A 24,210-nucleotide genomic window follows, 5' to 3' on the forward strand; every position below is an offset into this window, starting at 1 on the left:
CGATGAAAAGGTTGTGACTGGGTGGGAAATTTATTTACTTCGACTAGAGAAATTCAGCTCTATTATGCTGATACAGATATGATGGGTGTTATCTATCATGCAAATTATTTAAAGTTTTTTGAACTCGGAAGAACAGGATTAATTGAAGACATTGGATACAATTATCTGTCTATGGAGGAGGCAGGTTTCTATTCACCTGTCTATGATATTCAAATTACTTACAAAAAACCACTTCGGTATGGTGATAAGGGTTTTGTAAAAACGTGGGTAGAATTAAATGATGGCATCAAATCAGTTTATGGCTATACGATTTTAAATGGGGATGATGAAATTTGTGCCGAGGGGAAATCAACCCATATTATCGTAAAGAAAGAAAATTTTAGACCCACTTCATTCAAAAAAGCCTTTCCTGAGTGGTATTTAAAATATGAAGAAATTAAGAAGAAATAACAAACTAGCTGACATGTAAATTGGGGTGATAAGATTGGCTTTTGGAATAAAAAGACAGGAAGTCATCAAGTGGAAAAGAAATATTGATCATGGCGAAATAGCCTTTTTAACCCATTATTGGCTTGATGACCGATTTCCCGGATGTAAGACAGTTACTAAGGTTGGTTGCAATGATCTTGAAAAATTAGCTGCTTGGGGAAAGAAACACGGTCTAAAAAAAGAATGGATTCATCATAGGGTCGATGGCTATTCCCATTTTGATTTAATTGGTGAAAGGCAAAAGGAAATATTACTAAAAGAAGGCTTGGTTGAACACATTTGGATAGATAAGAAAGGCTCACTTGAAGAATAACTATCTTTCAAGTGAGCCTTAAGTTTACTTCTAAAGCCATTAATTAATAATGGGGATCACCATCCAGCCGGAAATTAATAAAAGTGTAGTTACTGAGAAATGAACTACTACCGATGGGAAGATACTTTTAAATTTAATAGTAAGAATGCCCAGCAATATACCTAAAAACATATAAGAAATAGATATAATCAGTGAAAAGCCAAACATGGTCGTGTGTAAACCAAATGCAATACTTGTTACGACCAAACCTAATTGGTGATTTGATATCGCTATCAGCTTTGGAAGAAATATCCCCCGCCACAAAACCTCTTCAAGCAATGCATTGATGCTAGCAAACAATAAAATGAATAGGACAGCAGACAAGCGCATATCTTCATTTTTTACAAATAATGTCCCAATAATGGAGAGGATTGAAAGCAGGCAAAGGATCAGAAAAAATTTACTCAGAGAAAATGCAATGTTAAAAGGGAGTTGTATTTTCCCTGTAAGAATAGGTTTTTGAAAATAAAATATGATTTCTTGTTTAAATTTCTTAATAACATAGCTAATCAAAAGAATTGGAATGAGTAATAACATTTGACTAAACATAACTAGTGAATAGTGAGGGAAATGAAAGCTTTCCATAAAGGTATCCATATAAACGAGCAGAAGATTACCAAGAAAAAAAGAAATAACCATCCAGGCAAATGAGCGCATCCTTTCTTTAAAAAAGGCGACTAATAATAATAATGCAATTAGTAGAACAAAAAAAGGAGAATAAAGACCTCTTGTAAAAAAATAGGACATCAATATAAATAATACACTTAACAAGATCCCTTTTCGGTTGTTACTTTTCATCCTATGATCTCCAATCAAATTTCTTAAAATGAGTAAGAAAATGGGAACCGAAAATCGGTTCCCATTTTCAAAACGCCGCTGAACAGGGCGCTTCCGCTTTTCTTATAGCCATTTTATTTTCGGCTCTGTTTTATTCATTATTCGTTTCACGTTTGCACGGTGCCGGTAAATTACGAACGAGGCAAGCAGGAAGACTACTATCAACAATGGGATGTCCCACTTCTGAATAAAACCAGATATTAAAGCAAACAGAAAAGCAGTTATTCCAGCAATCATAGATGATAAAGAGACATATTTGGTTATGTAAAGACTAATAAAAAATATTATTAATACTGTAAGAAACAGAAGCGGAGCACAAAGTAATAATACACCCCCTGAAGTGGCAACTGCTTTTCCACCGCGAAACCTTGCAAAGATTGGATAGGTATGACCAACAACCGAAAAAACCCCGGCTAAAAGCGGATTTATCTCTACATTAAACAGGAGGGGCAAGGAAGCTGCAAACGTACCTTTTAATATATCTGCAAGAGTTACCACCATACCTGCTTTGACACCAAGTGTACGAAACGTATTCGTACCCCCTAAATTTCCACTCCCATGTTCACGAATATCTGTTTTATAAAATACTTTTCCGATAATTAAACCAGAGGGAATCGAGCCAAGTAAATAAGCAAGAATTAGGACTAAAATAATTTGAACCATGAATAAATTCTCCTTCTACGTAAAGATCCAGTTCTTCTATTTTACCATGTATTATAGAAAAAACACCACGCTTTTCCGTTTCTGTCCAAAGTAAGGACAATTAGAGTCAATATTATTACGAAAATAAGGAGAATTTTCAAACCCTTTGTTTATCGATTGAAAGCAATGAATGGAGTCAATATAATTTAGATATAATCATATAAAACACATGAAAACCGACCGACGAAACGAGTGAAAGGGTCGGTTTTCATGTATCAAATAATTTTGAATGACAATTGAGGTGAAAACCAATGGCCACAAATCTCCAGTATTACTTAAATAATCATCATAAAGACATAAAGATATTATATGTTGAAGAGGAAAAGTTTTCGCGAGAAAAACTCTTGCGTGTTCTAAAGCGTCGTTTTGCCGATGTTCACGCGGCAATTGACGATGTGGAAGCTTTACAGCTCTACCAGCGTTACCAACCAGATTTAATTATTTGTGATATCAAAATGAATCAATTGAGTGGATTAGAATTCATTAATAAGATGCGTGCCTTAAATGAGCAAGTTCAGATTATCGCAACAACCACTTATGATGATCAAGATGCCTTTATTCAGTCGATTGCAAATAAAGTTAATCATGTTATCTACAAACCAATTGACTTGGATTTCCTTTTGCAGGCGATTCAAAAATCAGTCTATCAAATGCAAATAGAGAAAGAGCTTGCCAAACAAAAGAAGCTAGCGAGAGCCATTTTGGATTTTCAGGATAACCCCATTTTTGTCATTGAAAACGATGAAATAATTGAATTCAACCAAGCCTTTTCCAACTTTACTGGAATTAGGAAGAGTCAGACTCAGCTACATAAGAGTAAATTACTATCTAGTTATTTTGCTGAAGATTCAAATTATTTTTATCCAAACGATATGAGTAGATTGTATGAGGAAATCTTGGAAACTGGAAAAAACGCTGTAAAGATGCACTGGAAAGATACTAACAGCAAAGATACGATCTTTTTACTAAAGACCGCGGTCATTCCAGGTACCAATCAATATCTATTTATTTGTAACGATATCACTGCTTTAGAGGAAGAAAGTAGAATGAATCGGCAATTAGTCCTGATGGATTCCTTAACTAACAGTATCAATCGATTGGAAATGGATGATATCTTGGAAATGGAAATAAGACGTGCCGAAAGATTAGGTCAGCCATTTTCGATTATTTTAATCGATATCGATTTCTTTAAACATGTGAATGAACGGTTTGGGCAACAAGCTGGTGATAAAGTCCTCCATACCATTTCTACGATTGTTCAGCAACGGATTAGAGAATCAGATATTTTTGTCCGCTGGGGAGGAGAAGAATTTATTATACTCACTCCCGGAACCGACGGAAATGGAGCAATAGAGTTAGCAGAATCTATCCGTGCCATCATTGAAGACTTTCAGTTTAAAGATATTGATCAGATTACTTGTAGTTTTGGGATTACTGAGTTTACTCGAGGCAAAGCGAAAAATGAATTGATATTAGAGGCAGATAAGGCACTCACTCAATCTAAAAATAATGGTCGAAACTGTGTAACCAATTACATTCAAGAAAGTTAAGAAGGTGGTCAGTGTGCTTTTGTTGTATATTTTCATATTCTTGGTAATTGGATTATTCATTTATGTTATTTTCCAATCAATTCATAAAAGCCGTAAACTAATGAAAAAACTAAAAGTAAGTGAAAACAGCTACCGGGACTTGGCAAAAAAATATGAAGCTGCGAATATTTTGAAACAAGATTTAGAAATAAGAATTCAAGAAGAAGTAGCCAAGAATCGCCAGAGAGATTTTGTCCTTATCCAGCAATCAAGACTTGCTGCGATGGGAGAATTGATTGCTAGTATGGGTCATCAATGGAGTCAACCGTTAAATAGCTTATCACTATTAATCCAGGATGTAAGAGAAGCATTAGAGTTCGGGGAAATTGACGATCAATATATGGAACGGTTTACTAAAGAAAGTATGTTCCAAATTAAGGAAATGTCGCAAACAATTAATGATTTTCGCAGATTTTATAAACCGAACAAGGAAAAAACCCCATTCTCTGTAGGAGATTCGATTGAAGATGCCCTATCTATCTTTTCAACAAGTTTAAAAAAACACGCCATTCAGGTGGAGTTTGAATATAGAGGTCAGTATACGGCATTTGGTTTTCCCAATGAATATAGCCAAGTTGTCCTTAATCTATTAACAAACACAAGGGATGCCTTTGTTCAAAACGATACAAAAAATCGAAGAATATTCATCACCATTGGTGAAACGGACAGAGAGATCACAGCAGAATTTATCGATAATGCCGGTGGAATCGAACTAGAATTACTTGAAAAAATCTTCGATCCTTATTTTACGACGAGACAACACGGCACTGGTTTAGGACTTTTTCTGGCAAAGAAGATATTGGAAAACATGGACGGGAGTGTCCAGGCAGAAAATACCGGAGATGGAGTCCGATTTTGCCTCATCGTCCCGAAGGCAGCTGCCGCAGTTAATCCAGAACTTATTTCTGGTTCAAGTTAATACTAATTTGCCCCTTTTACCAGGGTCTTTTTCTATTTGAAAACCTTTTATTATGTTTTTTTTGAAAATATAGGTAAAATAAAGAGGGAAAGGGAGTGAGACTTTTGACGATTGAAAATCCAAGTCGTAATGAAATTGGAACAATATTAAATAAGGCAAAAAGAATCGCTGTTGTTGGGTTGAGTGATAATCCTGAACGAACATCCTATCAAGTTTCCGCTGCTATGCAAAAAGCTGGCTATGACATTATTCCAGTGAATCCAACAATCGATCAGGTGCTTGGTGTAAAAGCCGTTGCTTCACTGAAGGATATTGAAGGTCATGTGGACATCGTTAACGTTTTTCGCAGGTCAGAACAATTGTTCGATGTTGCGAAAGAATTTGATCTAATCGATGCAGATGTATATTGGGCCCAGCTTGGTCTTGAAAATGAAGAAGCCTATGAGTTTTTAAAAAATAAGGGCTATACTGTCATTATGAACCGCTGTATTAAAGTTGAACATGCGTTGACAAGGGTATAATTTTTTACCAAAAAACTGCTAAAGATTAGCAGTTTTTTTCTTTTATTTCGCCCAATTACGCCTGCTAATATTATTACAAAAATATGTTGTTTAAAAATACCTATTTGCCAAAATAAAATAAATCGCTACAATTAAGCATAGACGCCGCGAGTTATATGATAAAATAAGAAGCGGCAAACATTGGTTCTATTTTATATTTAAAAAAGATAATTAAATGAACGACTAATCAATTAGTTCATGAAGCAATTAGAAGGATACTTCTTTTTGTAGGGAATGAAAGGGGTATTTTAGTGGCAAGGAATCAGCAAGTTTTTGATTATAATGATGATGCCATACAAGTACTAGAAGGTCTTGAGGCCGTTAGAAAACGCCCGGGAATGTACATTGGCAGCACCGATGCACGAGGACTCCATCATCTTGTTTACGAGATTGTTGACAATTCTGTCGATGAAGCACTTGGTGGATTTGGCGATCAAATCATTGTAAAAATACACAAAGATAATTCAATTAGTGTAAATGACCGAGGACGTGGAATGCCTACGGGAATGCACAAAATGGGGAAACCGACACCAGAGGTTATCTTAACTATTCTTCATGCCGGCGGTAAGTTTGGTCAAGGCGGTTATAAAACAAGCGGCGGTTTGCACGGTGTTGGTGCATCAGTAGTTAATGCGTTATCTGAATGGTTAACCGTCACAATTAAAAGAGACGGTTTCGTATATGAACAGCGCTTTGAAAATGGCGGAAAGCCAGCAACAACCCTCGAAAAAATCGGGAAAACCAATCAAACCGGAACAACAATTCATTTTAAGCCGGATCCGACCATTTTTTCGACGACCACTTATAACTTTGAGACTTTATGTGAGAGGTTAAGAGAGTCCGCTTTCTTACTTAAAGCATTAAAAATAGAAATTATCGATGAACGGAATGATTTCCACGAAGTTTTTCATTATGAAAATGGAATTGAAGCGTTTGTTGCCTATTTAAACGAAGAAAAGGATGTTCTACATCCAGTTATTAGCCTCGAAGGCGCTAATCATGGGATTGAAGTTGATTTTGCGTTTCAATTTAATGATGGCTATTCAGAAAATGTCCTCTCGTTCGTTAATAATGTCCGCACAAGAGACGGCGGTACGCATGAAGCCGGGGCTAAAACAGCAATGACAAGAGTATTTAATGATTATGCACGAAAGGTTTCTTTCTTAAAAGACAAAGATAAAAACCTTGATGGTGCAGATATCCGCGAAGGTTTGTCAGCGATCATCTCCGTTCGAATCCCGGAAGAACTGCTCCAGTTCGAAGGACAAACGAAGGGTAAGTTAGGAACAAGTGAAGCTAGATCCGCTGTCGACGCTGTTGTTTCTGAACATCTCTCTTATTTTCTAGAAGAGAACCCTGATATTAGCTCCCTTCTGATCAAGAAATCAATAAAAGCCTATCAAGCAAGAGAGGCTGCAAGAAAAGCGCGTGAAGACGCAAGGAGCGGGAAAAAACGCAAGCGTTCAGATGCGGTTTTATCTGGTAAACTAACACCAGCCCAATCACGTAATCCGCAAAGAAATGAACTTTACCTGGTGGAGGGTGACTCCGCAGGTGGTTCCGCAAAACAAGGTCGTGACCGACGCTTCCAAGCTGTTCTTCCACTGAGGGGTAAGGTAATAAATACCGAAAAAGCCAAGCTTGCAGACATTTTTAAGAATGAAGAAATCAATACGATTATTCATGCCATTGGCGGTGGAGTAGGAACCGATTTTAGTGTAGAAGATATCAATTACGATAAAATTGTCATTATGACCGATGCCGATACTGATGGCGCACATATTCAAGTATTACTGCTTACATTCTTTTACCGTTATATGAAACCCTTGCTTGAAGCAGGAAAAGTGTTTATTGCCCTGCCGCCGTTATATAAAGTGAGTAAAGGGACAGGCAAAAAAGAAATCATCGAATACGCTTGGAGTGATGATGACCTCCAGGGTGCAATAAAAAAAGTTGGCAGAGGCTATATTCTTCAACGCTATAAAGGACTTGGAGAAATGAACGCCGACCAATTATGGGATACAACGATGGATCCGGAAACACGGACGTTGATTCGTGTTAAAATAGATGATGCAGCAAGAGCGGAACGCAGGGTGACCACGCTAATGGGCGATAAAGTGGAACCACGTCGCAAGTGGATTGAAAGCAATGTGGCCTTTGGTTTAGAAGAGGATGACACCATATTAGAGAATGAAAATATTACGGTCTCCGAGGAGGATTCTGAAGGATGAGTACAAATGAAAAATTCCGTGACTTGCCTCTAGAAGATGTAATTGGTGATCGTTTTGGTCGATATAGTAAATATATTATTCAAGAACGAGCCCTTCCCGATGCACGTGACGGCTTAAAACCAGTGCAGCGGAGAATTCTTTATGCGATGCATTTTGAAGGAAATACGCATGATAAAGGTTTTCGTAAATCAGCTAAAACGGTCGGTAACGTTATTGGTAACTACCATCCACATGGAGATTCATCTGTGTATGAGGCTATGGTACGAATGAGTCAGGATTGGAAGGTAAGAAATGTTCTGGTCCAAATGCATGGAAACAACGGCAGCGTCGATGGGGATCCACCGGCAGCCATGCGATATACGGAAGCAAGACTTTCAGCGATTGCATCAGAATTAATGCGTGATATTGAAAAAAACACCGTGGAATTTATTTCAAACTTTGATGATACTTCGAAAGAGCCAACTGTTTTGCCAGCCATGTTCCCAAATCTTCTTGTCAATGGATCAACAGGAATTTCAGCGGGCTATGCAACAGATATCCCGCCGCATCATCTTGGCGAAATCATTGATGGGGTCATCAAGAGAATGGATCAACCCGATTGTTCAGTGGATGATTTAATGACAATCGTCAAAGGTCCTGATTTTCCTACAGGCGGTATCATTCAAGGGGTAGCTGGGATTAAAAAAGCCTATGAAACTGGTAAAGGAAAAATTATCGTCCGTAGTAAAGCAGAAATCGAAGAGGTACGTGGTGGTAAGCAGCAAATTGTTATCACCGAAATTCCTTATGAGATCAATAAGGCCAATCTTGTCAAAAAAATGGATGAATTCCGTCTCGATCGAAAAGTGGAAGGCATCTCTGAAATCCGTGATGAAACAGACCGGACAGGCCTTAGAATTGTCATTGATTTAAAGAAAGATGCTGATGCGGAAGGTGTCTTAAACTATCTATACAAAAATAGTGACCTTCAAATAACCTACAATTTTAATATGGTTGCCATTCATAAAAAACGTCCAAAATTAATGGGACTTAGAGAGATGTTGGATGCATATATCGAGCACCAAAAGGAAGTTGTGACAAGAAGATCGCAATTTGAACTAAATAAAGCCAAAGAGCGGCAGCATATCGTCGAAGGATTAATGAAGGCTTTATCGATTCTCGATGAAGTTATCGCCACCATCCGTGCTTCCAAGGATAAACGCGATGCGAAGGACAATTTAATAGCTAAGTTTGCCTTTACAGAGCTGCAGTCAGAAGCAATCGTTTCTTTACAGCTTTATCGCTTAACGAATACCGATATCACTGCACTGAGACAGGAAGCTGAAGAATTAGCTAAGAAAATTGACGAGCTTACTAGTATTTTAGCAAGCGATAAAACGCTATTCTCTGTGATTAAAAAAGAATTAAAAGATGTCAAAAAACGGTTTGCTGATGAGCGTCGATCTAAGATCGAAGCAGAAATCGAAGAATTAAAAATCAATCTTGAAGTCACCGTCCCAAGTGAAGACGTAATTGTTACGGTTACAAAACAGGGTTATGTGAAACGAACGAGCCCGCGTTCATTTGCGGCCTCCAGTGGTCAGGACCTTGCCATGAAGGATTCAGATCGATTGTTAGCGCAACTTGAAATGAATACAAAAGATGTATTGCTCCTGTTTACGAATAAAGGAAATTACTTATTCTGCCCAGTACACGAGCTGCCGGATATCCGCTGGAAAGACCTTGGCCAGCATATTGCGAATATTATTCCAATTGAGCGTGATGAAGAGATTATCCAAGCCATTCCAGTGAAAGACTTTGAGGCAGATCTATTCTTTGTCTTTGTCACGAAAAATGGCATGGTCAAGAAAACAGAGTTGAAACAATATAAAGCACAGCGATATTCCAAACCGCTCGTTGCTATCAACCTTAAGGATGATGATCAAGTTACGGATGTGCATCTAACAGACGGAACAAAAGAATTATTCTTAATCACCCACTTAGGTTACTCTTTATGGTTTCATGAAGAAGAAATCAGTATTGTCGGTGCGCGTGCTGCCGGAGTTAAAGGGATTAATTTAAAAGATGACGATTTTGTCATTGGTGGTAAAATTATTCATTCAGACAGTAACGAAACCATTGTTATTTCGACGCAGCGTGGAGCTGTGAAGCGGATGAAACTGAAAGAGTTTGAAATAGCAACACGAGCCAAGCGCGGCGTTGTCATTTTAAGAGAGCTTAAGTCCAATCCACACCGAATTACTGGATTTGTTATCGTAAATGAACAGGATGTTATTTATATCCAAACAGAAAAAGGTCATATTGAGACATTGAATTCAGTAGATATTCACTATAGTGACCGTTATTCGAATGGGTCATTTATTCTTGATGAAGATGACTACGGAAAAGTAACAACTGTTTGGAAAGTTCCATCATCAGAAAAACCAGGTCTATAAATTTTTGCAGGACTCTCTAGAAATCTAGAGGGTCTTTTTTCATCATTTTTCCAAAACTGGACATACTAACTATTAACAGAGTTGGGAGGGTTCATGAATGAAAAAAGAGATGCTTCTGGTTATTGCTTCGTTTTTCCTCATGTCACTTACTGCGATTACCGGGGTCTATGCCATCGAAGAAACGACTAAAATAGTCACGATTTCTAAAGAGGAAGCAGACATTACAAGTGATGGTAAAGTGGAGGAGATCCTTTTGAAGGGGGTTCCTTATCAGAAGGAAGATACATTTTTGGAGAAAATTTATCTTGAAATTAACGCCTCGAACGGTAAGAAATATTCCTTCCCATTGGAAAGTGGTGCTAGAGCTTCATTTCAGTTAGTGGACTTAAACGGAGATGGCTTACAGGATTTATTTGCAAGTGTGTTGACGGGGGAAAGTGAGGGAATTGTCCAAAACTACGCCTATTCCCTAAAAGATTTTGTACAAATTGATATACCACTGCCGGAGCCGCTTGAAATGGATAGCCATTTTTTAAAAGGATATAAAGCAGAAATCAAACTTACCGAAACAGGAAAAGCCTATCAGTTTGATTTAAAGGACCGAAAGATATATTATAATAGGCTCGGACTTTATTATAAAGGAAAACTAAATGAGCCTACTGAGCTAACCGTAAACCCATTTAATCAGCTCCAACCGATCGCAATAAAGGGCAATAAAGTGGAGTTACAGGGGGAACAAAGGGTCACTGGAATCGCAAATGCGGACGTCATTGCATCTGTTAAATCTACTTGGACGTTTGAAAGAGGTCATTGGAAACTAAAAAGTACAATTGTAAATAAAGAATTAACTAGATGATTTTTTTAAACACAGGACTTCCTGTGTTTTTTATTTTGATAATAATTGACGGGATAATCTGTCGGGAATATACTTATGATTGCTTAGCAAGCCACACAGCTACGATAAAAATTTAATAATTTATTTTGTTCATATTCAGTTCATAAAACTAGGATAAAATTACTCTTAATTACTATTAAAAACGGAGTTGAAGAATTTTGATTAAATTAACCAAATTTCTAAAGCCATTTCAATTATCCATTTATATGGTTTTAGGCCTCGTGCTCTTACAGTCCTTGTCCGAGCTTTACTTGCCAACCTTAATGGCCGATATCGTTGACAAAGGTGTAGTGACTGGTGATACACATTACATATGGAAAATCGGCGGCTTCATGCTGCTCGTTGCAGCAGGAGGGATGATTTGTTCAATTGCTGCGAGTTTCTACTCAGCTAAAGCAGCTTCAGGCTTTGGAAAGTTCTTGCGGAGCAAGATTTTCGCACACGTTGGGAACTTTTCGTTACATGAGTTTGATAAACTCGGAACAGCCTCACTGATTACCAGAACAACTAACGATATTACCCAAATCCAACAGGTATTAGTGATGATGTTACGTATGATGGCGATGGCACCAATGATGTGTATTGGCGGGATCATTATGGCCTATTCAAAGGATGCCAAGCTAACCTTGGTTCTTGCTGTCGCTTTGCCTATCCTCGTGCTGGCCATCGTAGTTATTGCAAGAAAAGGGATCCCGCTTTTTAAAGCAATGCAAGTTAAATTAGATAATCTCAATCGTGTTTTACGAGAAAACTTAACCGGTATTCGTGTCATTCGTTCATTTAATCGAGTCGAGCATGAGAAGAAGCGGTTTGATGAAGCGAACTGGGATTTAACACAAACCGCGATTAAGGTTAATAAAATCATGGCGGCCATGATGCCGATTATGATGATTGTGTTAAACCTCTCGACTGTAGCGATTGTCTGGTTTGGCGGACTACGAATTAGTCATGGTCATATGCAGGTTGGTGATATGATGGCGTTTATTCAATATGCCATGCAAATTATGTTCTCGTTCATCATGCTGTCGATGATGTTTGTGATGATTCCAAGGGCATCCGTATCTGCGGTCCGAATCAATGAAGTTCTTGAAACCGTAGCAGATATTAAGGATCCATCAACGCCGTTATCAGAGGATGGCTTAAAAGGGCATGTAGAATTCCAAGAGGTAACTTTCAGCTATCCTGGGGCGGAAATGCCTGCTATTTCTAATATTTCTTTTTCGATGAGGCCGGGTGAAGTGACAGCTATAATCGGTGGAACTGGCTCTGGTAAGTCGACATTGATTAACTTGATTCCGCGCTTTTATGATGTCGACAGTGGAAAAGTCCTTGTCGATGGGATCGATGTTAGGGAAATGGCGCAAGAACAGCTTAGGAAAAAAATTGGGTTTGTCCCCCAGCAATCCGTGCTTTTTACCGGGACCATTGCAGAAAATATACGTTATGGGAAAGAAACGGCAACAACAGCAGAGGTGGAACATGCGGCAGAAGTTGCCCAGGCCAAAGAATTTATTGCCAATATGCCTGAAGGGTTTGATGCGGTAATTGCGCAAGGGGGAACAAATGTTTCTGGCGGACAGAAACAACGATTATCAATTGCGAGAGCCCTCGTTCGAAAGCCAGAAATCTATATATTCGATGACAGCTTTTCCGCATTGGACTTTAAAACAGATGCCAAACTTCGCTCAGCCTTAAAAGCAGAAACTGGTAATTCCACTGTATTAATCGTAGCACAACGAGTAACAACAATTATGGATGCCGATCAGATTATTGTCCTAGATAACGGCGAAATTTCCGGAATTGGCAAACACAAGGAATTGATGGAATCGAGTGCGGTTTACCGTGAAATTGTAATGTCACAGCTGTCAGAGGAGGAAATCGCATGAGTAAGGATCAAAAACCCGAACATAATTCCGAACCTCGCAGACCTGGCCCGGGCCCAGGCGGAGGATTTGGCCCTATGGGTATGGGTATGCCCGTTCAAAAAGCAAAGAATTTTAAAGGAACCTTAAATCGATTAATCAGCTATTTGAAGCCTTATAAATTACAGCTGCTTTCTGTATTGTTAACTGCAATTATTAGTACCATTTTTTCGATCGTCAGCCCGAAAATTATGGGGAAAGCAACAACCAAATTATTTGAAGGCTTGATGATGAAGCTGAAGGGTGTCCCCGGGGCCAAAATAGATTTTGATTATATCGGTCAAATTATTATCTTACTCATTGGCCTCTATATATTGAGTGCAATTTTCGCCTATTTACAACAATACATCATGGCAGGTGTCGCTCAGAAAACAGTGTATAATCTTCGAAAAGAAGTAGAGGAAAAGCTTAACCGGCTGCCTTTAAAATACTTTGATTCACATACCCATGGGGAGATTCTTAGCCGAGCGGTCAATGATGTCGATAATATTAGCACGACCTTACAGCAAAGCTTAACCCAGTTGATTACCTCTGTAGTTACTATTATCGGAGTAATCATCATGATGCTATCAATCAGTCCATTGATGACATTGATTGTAATTGTTACTCTGCCACTAAGTGGTGTGGCGATTGCAAAAATCGCCAAAAAGTCACAGTTGTATTTTAAAGGGCAGCAAAAATCACTGGGCCAGCTTAATGGTCATGTGGAAGAAATGTACACAGGGCATAAGGTAGTCAAAGTATTTGGACATGAGCAGAAATCGATTGAAACATTTGAAGGAATTAATGAAACTCTCTACCAATCCGCATGGAAGGCCCAATTTGTATCCGGGATGATTATGCCACTCATGTCATTTATTAATAATATTGGCTATGTCCTAGTCTCAGTCGTGGGCGGAATCCTGGTTACGAAAAAAGCGATTGAAATTGGTGATATTCAGGCTTTCATTCAATATGCGCGGCAGTTTTCCCAGCCAATTGCTCAAACAGCATCGATTGCCAACGTTATTCAATCAACTATTGCCAGTGCAGAACGTGTATTTGAAATATTAGATGAAACGGAAGAGGTCCCAGAAGCAGTTCAAGCGATAGTAATTACTGCTCCAAAGGGCGAAGTAACTTTTGAACAGGTTACCTTTGGTTATGAGGAAAATGAAATCTTAATTAAAAATATGCAAATTGATGTGAAATCGGGCCAGACAGTTGCGATTGTCGGACCAACAGGGGCAGGGAAGACCACGCTTATTAATTTGTTAATGCGATTCTACGAGCTTAATTCCGGTCGAATCTTAATTGATGGAATTGATACTAGAGATCTTAAAAGGGAACACCTGAGGAGCTTATTTGGGATGGTTCTGCAGGATACTTGGCTATTTAATAGTACGATTTATGATAATATTGCCTATGGAAGGGAAGGGGCAACTAAAGAGGAAGTGGTGGCAGCGGCTCGTGCTGCTAACGCGGACCATTTTATTCGAACTCTTCCGGATGGATATGATACGATTTTGAATGAGGAAGCATCCAATATTTCTCAGGGCCAAAAACAACTGTTAACCATTGCCAGAGCGATTCTCGCTAATCCTGCGATTCTGATCCTTGACGAAGCAACAAGCAGTGTCGATACCCGGACAGAGGTACAAATTCAAAAGGCGATGAACCATTTGATGAAAGGAAGGACCAGCTTTGTGATCGCCCATAGATTATCAACGATTAGAGAGGCAGATTTAATCCTTGTGATGAATAATGGAAGTGTGATTGAAAAAGGAAATCATCTTGAATTACTTGAAAAAGACGGATTTTATGCGGATCTGTATAATAGTCAGTTTACTGGCAGTAATTCAATGAAAGATGCAGGATAAATGGATGCGTTTGGAAAGCTTTGAGCTTTCTGAACGCTTTTTTTAATTCCGGAAAATGAATAAAAATTTCGCTGCATCTCATTATCTTAAGTATACTTAGGAATTGAGATATTTCGCATTTTTGTTTACATAATATTATTATGTAAACTGATAAATTATATAAAAAAGACTGCCATAATGATGACAGTCCTATTATTTAGTCTATTTGTTCTTTCGGCATATCCATCTTATCAACTGCAATTTTAAGATCATCATTCTTTATGTGCGTGTAGATCATCGTTGTTTGGATGGATGAATGGCCTAATTGCCGTCTTAATTTCGGAACATCATTGATCTCAGCATGGTATCTGGTTGCAAACGAATGACGCAGCTTATGTACGGATAATGAAGGTTTACCAAATGAGGTGGCATATTTTTCGATCAGATTTTCAACGGCTCTAGCTTTTAATCTTCGTGATTTTACTTTCGGACCCGTTGGTCCACTAACAAATAATGCCTTTTCATTTTTATCAACGTTGTATTTGGCAGTTCGGACTGCTAAATATTCTTGGAGGTCAGCCATAGCCACTTGACTAAAATAAACGAATTGTTCTTTATTTCCTTTGCGGATAACCCTGACACAGTACTTTTTAAAATCAATATCATCTAGTTCAATGCCAATTAACTCGGAAAGACGAAGTCCAGACCCAAGAATTAATGATACAATGGCTGTATCGCGTTCTTTATTCAATTGATGAAAGTTAAATAACTTTTTATTTTCTTTATTTAAATCGCCGTAATCATTGGCAACAAAGAGGCGAAACTTCTCATATTCATCGCCCAGAAGAATTTTGCCTTCCATTTTAGTTGCCTTCGTTTCCATACTGTCTTTTACTTCATTAAATTCGATTTTTGCCATGACATTACGATTCAAATACGGCTTTAAGTCTGGTGTTTCAGCAATATTTTGCAAATAATTAAACAGTGATTTTAACGCCGATAATTTCCGATTAACGGTTAACTCTTTATTACTTAATTGATAATGGAGATAGTTTAAGAAACTTTCAATCTCTAAGACAGTCATTTGCTCCAATCTTTCTATAGGAATATCTTTGATGCTGCCAGAAGCTAATTGCTCATTGATCATCCAAGTAAAGAAGATTTTATAATCATGACAATAATTGAATAAGGATGCCGTCGAAAGTTTACGTAATTTATGGTTGATGTATTCGTCAACATACCAAGGAAGTTCGTTAAGGATCGTTTGTAGTTTTTGAAATTGATGCTGCTTATTTTGATTTACCATAAAATCACCCCACTTCTATATTTTACTAAATTAAGTTAATTGCGTCAAATTTATATTTTACGCAGTTTACTTATTTAATATGATCAACGACTTCAGGTTTGAATCTTCCCACTATAACCGATAAAAAACGCCGACTGGTCTTTATCACCAATCGGCGTCCCCGCTTCACCTAATGAACTAAAACATTTGTATGCTCTCGCACCATTTCAATAAAATACTTCATAATTCTTAGATCCTCTGTTAATTCCGGATGAAAGGAACATCCTAAAAATTGGCCATCCCGCGCTAAAACAATGCGCTCTTCATGTTTTGCGAGTACTTCAACATTTTCTCCTGCCGCAACGATATGTGGAGCCCGGATAAAAACAGCAGGAATATCCTCTCCTACTCCGCTGATGGACATCTCGACTTCAAAACTATCGACTTGGCGGCCAAATGAATTCCGTTCGACCACGACGTCCATCACCCCCAGATGTGGCGTATCATAACCAACGATTTCTGTTGCCAGTAAAATCAGGCCTGCACATGTTCCAAACATCGGAACTCCCCCGGCGGCTAGAGCTCGAATGGGTTCAAGCAACTCGTATCGATCCAGCAGTTTCCGCATTGTTGTACTTTCTCCGCCAGGCAGTACAAGACCATTCAATTCTTTTAGATCTTCAGCCGATTTAACTGAAATCGCCCTACAGCCAAGCTCTTCAATTTGTCTTATATGCTCTCTGACTGCACCTTGTAATGCAAGTACCCCTATTTTCAGCATATTACCAACCACGTTCCTGCATACGGTCTTTTGCATCTAACGCAGAAATTTCAATACCTTTCATCGGTGTCCCCAGCTCTTTTGAGATTTCGGCAATCAGTTTATAATCTCGGTAGTTTGTTGTTGCAGCTACAATAGCCCGTGCGAATTTTTCTGGATTTTCGGATTTGAAAATACCTGATCCTACAAATACACCATCAGCCCCAAGTTCCATCATTAAAGCAGCATCAGCCGGTGTCGCCACCCCGCCAGCAGCAAAATTGACAACAGGCAGCCTTCCCAATTTTTTAATTTCTAGCAATAATTCAAATGGTGCTCCTAAATTCTTTGCTTCCGTCATTAATTCGTCCGTATTCATACCGACAACGCGTCTTACTTGGGCATTCACTTTTCGAATATGACGAACCGCCTCTACAATATTTCCAGTTCCTGGTTCCCCTTTTGTTCGTAACATAGATGCTCCTTCGCCAATGCGACGTGCAGCTTCCCCTAAATCGCGGCACCCGCAAACAAAAGGTACGGTATAGTCGCTTTTTAATAAATGGTATTCCTCATCCGCAGGTGTCAATACTTCACTTTCATCTATGTAATCGACGCCCATTGCTTCTAATACACGTGCTTCGACAATGTGGCCGATCCGTGCTTTTGCCATTACTGGAATGGTTACAGCGTTCATTACTTCTTCCATAATCCGAGGATCTGCCATCCTTGCAACGCCCCCTGCTGCGCGAATATCGGAAGGTACCCGCTCCAACGCCATTACCGCAACCGCACCGGCAGCCTCAGCTATTTTTGCCTGCTCGGCATTAATGACATCCATAATAACGCCGCCTTTTTGCATTTCAGCCATTCCTCGTTTTACTCTTTCGGTTCCCACTAGTTTCATAAAATAACCTCCATCCATTTGATAATTACTAGTATAATAGAAATTGACTACATGAAAAGGTTCAGTTTCATGAAAAACAATGTGGTCAGTTGGAGGAAATTGCAAATGGATATGCTAATGTTTAAGTTGGATAATGGTACAGAAAAACCATTGTATTTACAGCTTTATAATGGGATCAGAGATGCCATTATCCAAAAACAAATTGAAGTGGGAACCAAATTGCCATCGAAGAAAAAATTAGCGGAATTTTTAAATATCAGCCAAACTACCATTGAAATTGCCTATGCCCAGCTCATGGCAGAAGGCTATGTGGCATCCAAGCCCCGCATCGGTTTTTTTGTGGAAGAGATCGACGAATTACCCTATATTGAAAAAGAACTCCTAAACATGCCTGTAGGAAAGGTCGAGAAAAAAATCATTCAATTCGACTTCCATCCCGGAAAAATTGATGCAGACTCCTTCCCTTTTTCACTTTGGCGAAAATATGCAAAAAATGTATATGATATCAGTTCAAAAGAGTTGCTGGAAATTGGAGACCCGCAAGGAGAATTCGCATTAAGAGTGGAAATTGCCAAATATCTTTATCAATCGAGGGGGATTGTCTGCAGCCCTGAACAGATTGTCATTGGTTCGGGAACAGAACAGCTGCTTCCAATGATTCTAAGGTTACTTGGAAATGATTTAAAATTTGCACTTGAAAATCCTGGCTATTCTGCCATACCTAAAATACAAATGCAAAATAGAGCCATCCCTATTCCGGTGGATGAAAATGGTTTAATCGTGGATGAACTGGAAAAAACGAAGGCCAATATTGTTTACATTACCCCTTCCCACCAGTTCCCTACGGGCGCCGTCCTATCCGCAACCAGAAGAACACAGCTATTAAACTGGGCTGCAAAGGATAAAAGCCGCTACATCATTGAAGACGATTATGATAGCGAGTTTCGTTATATCGGAAAACCTATTCCCGCCTTACAAGGGTTAGACCAAAACGGAAAAGTTATTTATTTGAGCACGTTTACCAAATCATTAATGCCTTCTTTACGTGTTGCTTATTTTGTCTTACCTTCAACCTTACTGCAAAAGTATATGGAGACATTTAGTTTTTACACATCAACCGTACCGAGATTCGATCAACATATTTTAGCTGACTTTATGAGAGATGGCTATTTTTCCAAACACCTAAACAGGATGCGGAAAATTTATCGCAAAAAACATGAAAAATTAACCCGTTTTTTAGAAACGTATTATCCGGATGTCATAATCACAGGTGACCTGGCAGGAATGCATATTTTAATTTCCGTCCCCTTGTCAATAGAGGAAGATCAGTTAAAACAAATAGCGGCAATGAACCATATTGCCATCTATCCAATAAGCGATTATTTGTTAAGTCCCATTGACTATCAATACCCAACTTTTTTATTAGGCTTCGGCGGTATTCCATTAGACCAAATTGAAAAAGGTATACACCAATTAATGCAATGTTGGAACCACAAGATGTCGGGAGGAAGGATCTAATGGCTTTTGTGCCACTAGACCTTCCCCCTCCTTTCTATTTACTAAATACCAAAGGTTATAAAATTACTATCCATGTCTTCACTGCTGTAGCCAAAATTAAAATCCCCATAATGACTTGTAAAACTTTCGTATTTACCCTTTTCCCAGCATTCGCTCCAATAGGTGAAGCAATCAAACTGGCGATAACCATAATGAGCGAAGGTAAGATATCCACTTGCCCTGTTGAGATTTTTCCGGAGACCGCTCCTATGGATGAAATAAATGTGATAGCTAAGGAAGAAGCAATGGTCATTCGTGTTGGAATCTTTAAAACAACCAGCATGATTGGTACTAACAAAAATGCGCCTCCCGCACCTACAATACCAGCTCCAATCCCAACGATGAAAGCAAATAACGCTGCCAGAAATTTATTAAATCGGACTTCTTCTAATGGAATTTTATCAATTCCTTTTTTTGGAACAAATATCATAATAACGGCAATTAATGCTAATAAACCATATACGATATTAATTCCGCTTTCCGTCATGTGAGTGGAACCAAATCCCCCAATAAAACTTCCAATTAAAATACTAATTCCCATGTAGGCAATAAGCGTTTTATTTAAATATCCACCTTTACGGTAAACCAAAACACCCCCAATTGTCGCAAATAACACTTGTATGGCTGTAATACCTGAAACTTCATGTGCTGTAAAATGACCCACCCCAAGCATGACCGGAATATATAACAACATCGGATAGTTGATGATAGCTCCACCTATCCCTAACATCCCAGAAATAAATGACCCAACAAATCCAATTAGGAAGAGCGTTATTATAAGGCTAATATCCATAGTGTCCTCCTTTAGAAAAGGGAACCTTTATTGGTTCCCAATTGTTTCAACCTTATCTAACTGCACAACGGTTTGGTCCGATTTCCATCTCGCGTTGTTTATCTAAGTCAGGATTTATTTTCCCCATATTCGTTTCACGAATCTCTTGATATGCATTTGGCTGTGGTGGTAAGTTTTCGGTAACCATTTTTCTAAATTCGTTTTCATCGTTAATATTTAGACCGTGATTTTTTGCAAACAATGTACCTAATTTTTCTGATACACTACCATCATCGTTTAATTCGTCAATAATCATAAAATGTGCTGGAAGAACAAGAAGATCTTCTGATAATTCTCTGTAACGTTTATAAAGAGTTTCTCTTAAATCCCCCACCCAATCTTCCGCCTTACCAGCTAGGTCAGGTCTTCCGATTGAATCAATAAACAAAATATCACCTGAAAGTAAAAACTTTTTATCCACAACAAAAGAAGTAGATCCAATCGTATGTCCGGGAGAATATAAAGCATGTATATTAATTGTAGTTTTACCTATTGGTACATCATTGCCGTCTTCTAATGGTTGGTAATCAAAGGTTACTTCTGTTGCATCTTTTGGTGGTAACCAATAGGTTGCACCAGTTTTCTCAGCGACTGTACGTCCTCCGGAAATATGGTCCGCATGAAGATGTGTATCAAATACATGGGTAATTCTTGCACCGATACTTTCAGCAAAATCAAGATAGATGTCCGTCATACGTGTTGCATCAAATAGTGCTGCCTCACCATTCGAAACAACCATATAAGATAAGCACCCTTTACCAATTCGAACAAACTGATAAATTTCGCCACCTTCATTTAAGCCACCAACTTTAACCGGTTCTAAATGTTCACTCCACACTTTCATTCCGCCCTTTAGGTAAGAAACAGACAAACCTGCTTCAGAAAGCATTTCTGCTACCATTACGGAAGAACCTTCTTTAGCACAAACGACCAATACTTCTTTATCGGTGGGGATTTTTTCGATGATTTCTTCTACGCCATCAAGCAATTCAAAATAAGGAATATTTAAATAGTCAAAGTTTTCGCCTTCGATTTTCCAATCCTGAAAATCATTTTCATTACGAACATCTAGAATAAATAATTCTTCTTTGTTTAACACCTTTTTTGTTACTTCTTTTGAAGTCATGGTATTAACAGTCATTTTCGAGTTACCCCCTATGGTATTATTATGTTGAAAAAAATATGCTAATTTAAAATTCCTGTTGTTTTCCCAGTCCATTGACTCATACCCGGTATAACATTGATTACATTCGTAAATCCTTTTTCCGTTAATTTTTGCGCTGCCAGATCACTGCGGCTTCCTGTCCGGCATACCACGTAGATTTCATTTTCTTTGTTTAATTCGTCAATTCGCTTTTCCAATTCACCCAATGGAATTGAGATTGCATTGGGGATATGATTAAAGAGGTATTCTGCCGCTTCTCTTACGTCAAGAACTATGATATTTTCATTGGCTTTAATTTTCTTTTCAAGAACATCATTATCTGTTACATTGAGGTGCTTCTTTTCTATAGTTTCATCATTAGAAGATTTGCGAAGATAATGCTTCAGCACTTCACCATCTTCAATGGTTCCCAAATATTGATGCCCTGAACTTTCAGACCATGCTTTCATGTCCGCTTTGGAACCTTTATCTGTTGCTTGCACTTCTAATACTTGACCTGCCTCTAGGTTATTCATAGCCTTTTTTGTTTTAACAATAGGCATCGGACAAGCTAGCCCTTTTGCATCTAAAATCATATTTGCTGTTATGTTATTCATGATAGACCTCCTGTTTATATACCTGCAAGGGTATTATTTTTGTTAAAAAAATTATTCAACTTTACCTTCCCAAGCAAGCATACCACCAGCCATGTTTATCACATTAAATCCATAACTTTCAAGAAATTGAGTGGCACGACCGCTTCTGCCTCCAGAACGGCATACCATGATATATTCCTTTGATTTATTTAATTCATGCATTCGAAATTCAACTAATCCTAATGGAATGTTTACGGCACCTGAGATTTTGCCTGTAGCAAACTCACCCACTTCACGTACATCAATAATATTTAATTTCTTTCCTTCGTTTAATAATGTTTCAACTTCTTTTGCTGTCATTTGTTTCATTTTTAATTCCTCCTATTATTATTTTGTTTAAGACCAAGCACTCATGCCACCTTTGACATTTGTTACTTTTGAAAATCCTAATTTTTTTAGAATCTTACTAGCCTGCCCGCTCCTCATACCACTTTGGCAAATGACAATTACTTCTTTTTCCATTGAAAGTTCTTTCTCTGCTTTTTGGGCAAGTTGTTGAAGAGGGATATTTTTAAAACCTCTAATATGGTTTCCTTTAAATTCACCGGGTGTGCGGACATCAACATATTGTTTATTTTTGTCATTTAATTCGGCTCTTAATTCAGTTGTTGAAATATTGTTAACACCTTTTGTTGGTAAGAACCTCTTGAATATAAACAATAGAAATAGTGCAATAACAAGATAGTTTACATATTCCATTCATTAACCCTCCCTTTTTATATGAACAGATTGACATTTCCTATCTCTGCATCTGCCAAGTACGCTGCTACTCCTGCATATTCGATTGATTCTATTAACTCTTCTTCTTTAAGACCTAACAAATCCATAGTCATGGTACATGCTACTAGTTTTACATCCTGTTCTTGAGCCAATTCAATTAATTGCGGTAAAGGCATCGCGTTGTGCTTTTTCATAATATCTTTAATCATTTTGGGACCAAATCCTGCAAAGTTCATTTTTGAAAGTCCCATTTTATCCGCACCTCTCGGCATCATTTTTCCAAACACTTTTTCCATAAATCCTTTTTTCACTTTAATGTTTTCATCTCTACGTAAGGCGTTCAATCCCCAAAACGTATGGAAAATCGTTACTTCATGATCATACGCTGCTGCACCATTCGCGATAATATAAGCAGCCATAGCTTTATCATAATCTCCACTAAATAACACGATTGTTGTCTTTTTCTTTTCTGTCATGTTGTGACCCCCTGAATGTAATTTTAACCCATACCTGTATAGGTATTAATAAGATGAAAAAAATTATCCTTTTCTTATCCAAAACATAAAAACATCATTTTCTTCTTCATGTTTCAATAGTTCATGACCACCTGATTTAGCCCAGGCTGTAAGGTCATTCTTAGCACCTTTATCCGTAGTATGAATTTCTAAAACTTGACCGGATTCAAGGTCATTCATCGCCTTTTTTGTTTTAACAATTGGCATTGGACAAGCTAAACCTTTAGCATCAAATACTTTTGTTATATTCATGTTTTATTCCTCCTCTCAATCAATTACAATTACCCCTACGGGTATTAATGTTATTAAAAATAAAAGAGGGTGTCAACCCTTTTTTATCGACTTTTTACTAGCAACTTAACAGCTTCTTGTACTAATTCTTCCATGCTTTTTTCCCCTTGTTCATTTGCTTTTTGAACACATTCCACTAAATTGGAACTAACTATTACCCCAATAGTACGGTCAATGGCACTTCGAGTTGCAGATAACTGGGTGATAACTTCTTTACAGTCCTTGTTTTCATCCATCATTTTTAAAATTCCTCGTAACTGTCCTTCAATCCTTTTTACTCTGTTTTTCATTTGATCATTATAATCCAATGTTTTTGCCTCCTTTAACCATTTGTTTCTATTTTCAAGGAATTTTCCCTTACTAATAATTGGTGATGGTTAACAATTGAATATCCTACAACACAAAAACCCTTTTTTCTTAAGAAGCGTATTCCTATATTTTTTTCAAGAGGGCTTGATACAATTAAATGCAGTTCCCTCTTTGAAATTTCTTTTAAGATAAGCAATAGGCATATTCAGTGCTCCATTAATTGGGTTCTTATCTGATTCATTATAATCTCTTAAATCAATTATCTTTATTTTACCCAAAACAAGGTCCTTCAAATTGATACAATGTACACCAAAAACCGGGAAATACCTTCTATATAAAATAATAGCAATTATTGTAGTTAAAAGTAATAATAACATTAAAATCTCCTTCAATGAACTAATGTCATCGACAAGTTATATAATATACCCCTATAGGTATAATGTCAATGGTTTAATTTTTAAAAAT

General features: G+C 37.9%; 24 protein-coding genes. 11 read left to right on the top strand and 13 right to left on the bottom strand.

The genetic code is table 11. The features are described from left to right. Nucleotides 1-21: 21 nt before the first annotated feature. Both BDR01S_RS12870 and BDR01S_RS12875 read left to right on the top strand, forming a co-directional pair. Complete coding sequence (locus BDR01S_RS12870) at nt 22-450, top strand: acyl-CoA thioesterase (protein WP_082797413.1); 429 nt, start codon at nt 22-24, stop codon at nt 448-450. A 34-nt stretch (nt 451-484) separates the two neighbouring features. Next, nucleotides 485-802 carry a hypothetical protein gene (locus BDR01S_RS12875; RefSeq protein WP_066254796.1) on the top strand — a complete coding sequence of 106 codons (318 nt, stop codon included), beginning with the start codon at nt 485-487 and terminating at the stop codon, nt 800-802. Nucleotides 803-841: 39 nt separating this feature from the next. On the opposite strand, the gene BDR01S_RS12880 is transcribed toward BDR01S_RS12875, so the two are convergent. Beyond that, complete coding sequence (locus BDR01S_RS12880) at nt 842-1,639, bottom strand: CPBP family intramembrane glutamic endopeptidase (RefSeq protein ID WP_066254799.1); 798 nt, start codon at nt 1,637-1,639, stop codon at nt 842-844. A gap of 102 nt (nt 1,640-1,741) precedes the next feature. Continuing rightward, on the bottom strand, nt 1,742-2,341 hold the full coding sequence (gene plsY / locus BDR01S_RS12885; protein ID WP_066254803.1) for a glycerol-3-phosphate 1-O-acyltransferase PlsY: 600 nt from the start codon (nt 2,339-2,341) through the stop codon (nt 1,742-1,744). Nucleotides 2,342-2,631: 290 nt separating this feature from the next. Between plsY and BDR01S_RS12890 the strand changes: the two genes are divergently transcribed. The 8 genes from BDR01S_RS12890 to BDR01S_RS12925 all read left to right on the top strand — a co-directional run bounded on the left by BDR01S_RS12890 (nt 2,632) and on the right by BDR01S_RS12925 (nt 14,790). Continuing rightward, nucleotides 2,632-3,930 carry a diguanylate cyclase gene (locus BDR01S_RS12890; RefSeq protein ID WP_066254806.1) on the top strand — a complete coding sequence of 433 codons (1,299 nt, stop codon included), beginning with the start codon at nt 2,632-2,634 and terminating at the stop codon, nt 3,928-3,930. Nucleotides 3,931-3,970: 40 nt separating this feature from the next. After that, complete coding sequence (locus BDR01S_RS12895; protein WP_157412995.1) at nt 3,971-4,888, top strand: sensor histidine kinase; 918 nt, start codon at nt 3,971-3,973, stop codon at nt 4,886-4,888. Between the two features lie 104 nt (nt 4,889-4,992). After that, nucleotides 4,993-5,409 (top strand): CoA-binding protein, encoded by a 417-nt coding sequence (locus BDR01S_RS12900; protein ID WP_066254811.1) that lies wholly within the window; start codon nt 4,993-4,995, stop codon nt 5,407-5,409. Nucleotides 5,410-5,699: 290 nt separating this feature from the next. Then, entirely contained in the window at nt 5,700-7,679 is a 1,980-nt protein-coding gene (parE, locus tag BDR01S_RS12905) for a DNA topoisomerase IV subunit B (RefSeq protein WP_066254816.1), read from the top strand. Then, nucleotides 7,676-10,114: a DNA topoisomerase IV subunit A gene (gene parC / locus BDR01S_RS12910; protein ID WP_066254818.1), complete on the top strand. Its 2,439-nt coding sequence runs from the start codon at nt 7,676-7,678 to the stop codon at nt 10,112-10,114. The genes parE and parC overlap by 4 nt, the downstream gene beginning before the upstream one ends. Before the next feature lie 97 nt (nt 10,115-10,211). Further along, the gene (locus BDR01S_RS12915) at nt 10,212-10,970 is read left to right on the top strand and encodes a YybI family spore inner coat protein (protein ID WP_066254822.1); all 759 of its coding nucleotides are present in this window, start codon (nt 10,212-10,214) and stop codon (nt 10,968-10,970) included. Nucleotides 10,971-11,167: 197 nt separating this feature from the next. Next, nucleotides 11,168-12,895, top strand: a complete 1,728-nt coding sequence (locus BDR01S_RS12920) for an ABC transporter ATP-binding protein (protein WP_066254824.1) — start codon at nt 11,168-11,170, stop codon at nt 12,893-12,895. Further along, entirely contained in the window at nt 12,892-14,790 is a 1,899-nt protein-coding gene (locus BDR01S_RS12925) for an ABC transporter ATP-binding protein (protein WP_066254827.1), read from the top strand. Before BDR01S_RS12920 ends, BDR01S_RS12925 begins: the two co-directional genes overlap by 4 nt. Nucleotides 14,791-14,986: 196 nt before the next feature. Here BDR01S_RS12925 and xerS read toward each other — a convergent pair whose 3' ends face one another. The 3 genes from xerS to pdxS form a co-directional block, all read right to left on the bottom strand. Then, nucleotides 14,987-16,075 carry a tyrosine recombinase XerS gene (gene xerS / locus BDR01S_RS12930; RefSeq protein ID WP_066254830.1) on the bottom strand — a complete coding sequence of 363 codons (1,089 nt, stop codon included), beginning with the start codon at nt 16,073-16,075 and terminating at the stop codon, nt 14,987-14,989. A 169-nt stretch (nt 16,076-16,244) separates the two neighbouring features. Beyond that, a complete protein-coding gene (gene pdxT, locus BDR01S_RS12935; protein ID WP_066254832.1) occupies nt 16,245-16,835 on the bottom strand; it encodes a pyridoxal 5'-phosphate synthase glutaminase subunit PdxT in 591 nt (196 codons plus the stop codon). A gap of 1 nt (nt 16,836) precedes the next feature. After that, a complete protein-coding gene (pdxS, locus tag BDR01S_RS12940) occupies nt 16,837-17,721 on the bottom strand; it encodes a pyridoxal 5'-phosphate synthase lyase subunit PdxS (RefSeq protein ID WP_066254834.1) in 885 nt (294 codons plus the stop codon). A 105-nt stretch (nt 17,722-17,826) separates the two neighbouring features. Between pdxS and pdxR the strand changes: the two genes are divergently transcribed. Next, nucleotides 17,827-19,239 (top strand): MocR-like pyridoxine biosynthesis transcription factor PdxR, encoded by a 1,413-nt coding sequence (gene pdxR / locus BDR01S_RS12945; protein ID WP_157406166.1) that lies wholly within the window; start codon nt 17,827-17,829, stop codon nt 19,237-19,239. Nucleotides 19,240-19,294: 55 nt separating this feature from the next. Here the strand turns inward: pdxR and BDR01S_RS12950 are convergent, their stop codons facing one another. From BDR01S_RS12950 to BDR01S_RS12985, 8 genes are all read right to left on the bottom strand, one after another. Next, nucleotides 19,295-20,071 carry a sulfite exporter TauE/SafE family protein gene (locus tag BDR01S_RS12950; protein ID WP_066254836.1) on the bottom strand — a complete coding sequence of 259 codons (777 nt, stop codon included), beginning with the start codon at nt 20,069-20,071 and terminating at the stop codon, nt 19,295-19,297. Nucleotides 20,072-20,123: 52 nt separating this feature from the next. Continuing rightward, nucleotides 20,124-21,251 (bottom strand): MBL fold metallo-hydrolase, encoded by a 1,128-nt coding sequence (locus BDR01S_RS12955; RefSeq protein WP_066254838.1) that lies wholly within the window; start codon nt 21,249-21,251, stop codon nt 20,124-20,126. Nucleotides 21,252-21,295: 44 nt separating this feature from the next. After that, nucleotides 21,296-21,871, bottom strand: a complete 576-nt coding sequence (locus tag BDR01S_RS12960) for a sulfurtransferase TusA family protein (protein WP_066254842.1) — start codon at nt 21,869-21,871, stop codon at nt 21,296-21,298. Between the two features lie 51 nt (nt 21,872-21,922). Further along, nucleotides 21,923-22,219 carry a rhodanese-like domain-containing protein gene (locus BDR01S_RS12965; protein WP_066254845.1) on the bottom strand — a complete coding sequence of 99 codons (297 nt, stop codon included), beginning with the start codon at nt 22,217-22,219 and terminating at the stop codon, nt 21,923-21,925. Between the two features lie 27 nt (nt 22,220-22,246). After that, nucleotides 22,247-22,609, bottom strand: coding sequence for a rhodanese-like domain-containing protein (locus BDR01S_RS12970; RefSeq protein WP_066254847.1), 363 nt, complete (start codon nt 22,607-22,609; stop codon nt 22,247-22,249). Nucleotides 22,610-22,626: 17 nt separating this feature from the next. Continuing rightward, nucleotides 22,627-23,106: a DsrE/DsrF/DrsH-like family protein gene (locus BDR01S_RS12975; protein ID WP_066254850.1), complete on the bottom strand. Its 480-nt coding sequence runs from the start codon at nt 23,104-23,106 to the stop codon at nt 22,627-22,629. A gap of 63 nt (nt 23,107-23,169) precedes the next feature. Then, nucleotides 23,170-23,397, bottom strand: coding sequence for a sulfurtransferase TusA family protein (locus BDR01S_RS12980; protein ID WP_066254852.1), 228 nt, complete (start codon nt 23,395-23,397; stop codon nt 23,170-23,172). An 83-nt stretch (nt 23,398-23,480) separates the two neighbouring features. Then, nucleotides 23,481-23,744 carry a metal-sensitive transcriptional regulator gene (locus BDR01S_RS12985; protein WP_066254855.1) on the bottom strand — a complete coding sequence of 88 codons (264 nt, stop codon included), beginning with the start codon at nt 23,742-23,744 and terminating at the stop codon, nt 23,481-23,483. Nucleotides 23,745-24,210: the final 466 nt, after the last annotated feature.

Origin of the sequence: Neobacillus drentensis NBRC 102427, from assembly GCF_001591445.1 — a bacterium.
Taxonomy (GTDB): domain Bacteria; phylum Bacillota; class Bacilli; order Bacillales; family Cytobacillaceae; genus Neobacillus; species Neobacillus drentensis.

Excerpts from the sequence above, each read along its gene's own strand:
- BDR01S_RS12880 (WP_066254799.1), bottom strand. The coding sequence starts at position 1,639 with ATGAAAAGTAACAACCGAAAAGGGATCTTGTTAAGTGTATTATTTATA.
- plsY (WP_066254803.1), bottom strand. The coding sequence starts at position 2,341 with ATGGTTCAAATTATTTTAGTCCTAATTCTTGCTTATTTACTTGGCTCG.
- BDR01S_RS12890 (WP_066254806.1), top strand. The coding sequence starts at position 2,632 with ATGGCCACAAATCTCCAGTATTACTTAAATAATCATCATAAAGACATA.
- parC (WP_066254818.1), top strand. The coding sequence starts at position 7,676 with ATGAGTACAAATGAAAAATTCCGTGACTTGCCTCTAGAAGATGTAATT.
- BDR01S_RS12915 (WP_066254822.1), top strand. The coding sequence starts at position 10,212 with ATGAAAAAAGAGATGCTTCTGGTTATTGCTTCGTTTTTCCTCATGTCA.
- BDR01S_RS12925 (WP_066254827.1), top strand. The coding sequence starts at position 12,892 with ATGAGTAAGGATCAAAAACCCGAACATAATTCCGAACCTCGCAGACCT.
- xerS (WP_066254830.1), bottom strand. The coding sequence starts at position 16,075 with ATGGTAAATCAAAATAAGCAGCATCAATTTCAAAAACTACAAACGATC.
- pdxT (WP_066254832.1), bottom strand. The coding sequence starts at position 16,835 with ATGCTGAAAATAGGGGTACTTGCATTACAAGGTGCAGTCAGAGAGCAT.
- pdxS (WP_066254834.1), bottom strand. The coding sequence starts at position 17,721 with ATGAAACTAGTGGGAACCGAAAGAGTAAAACGAGGAATGGCTGAAATG.
- pdxR (WP_157406166.1), top strand. The coding sequence starts at position 17,827 with ATGGATATGCTAATGTTTAAGTTGGATAATGGTACAGAAAAACCATTG.
- BDR01S_RS12950 (WP_066254836.1), bottom strand. The coding sequence starts at position 20,071 with ATGGATATTAGCCTTATAATAACGCTCTTCCTAATTGGATTTGTTGGG.
- BDR01S_RS12955 (WP_066254838.1), bottom strand. The coding sequence starts at position 21,251 with ATGACTGTTAATACCATGACTTCAAAAGAAGTAACAAAAAAGGTGTTA.
- BDR01S_RS12960 (WP_066254842.1), bottom strand. The coding sequence starts at position 21,871 with ATGAATAACATAACAGCAAATATGATTTTAGATGCAAAAGGGCTAGCT.
- BDR01S_RS12965 (WP_066254845.1), bottom strand. The coding sequence starts at position 22,219 with ATGAAACAAATGACAGCAAAAGAAGTTGAAACATTATTAAACGAAGGA.
- BDR01S_RS12970 (WP_066254847.1), bottom strand. The coding sequence starts at position 22,609 with ATGGAATATGTAAACTATCTTGTTATTGCACTATTTCTATTGTTTATA.
- BDR01S_RS12975 (WP_066254850.1), bottom strand. The coding sequence starts at position 23,106 with ATGACAGAAAAGAAAAAGACAACAATCGTGTTATTTAGTGGAGATTAT.
- BDR01S_RS12980 (WP_066254852.1), bottom strand. The coding sequence starts at position 23,397 with ATGAATATAACAAAAGTATTTGATGCTAAAGGTTTAGCTTGTCCAATG.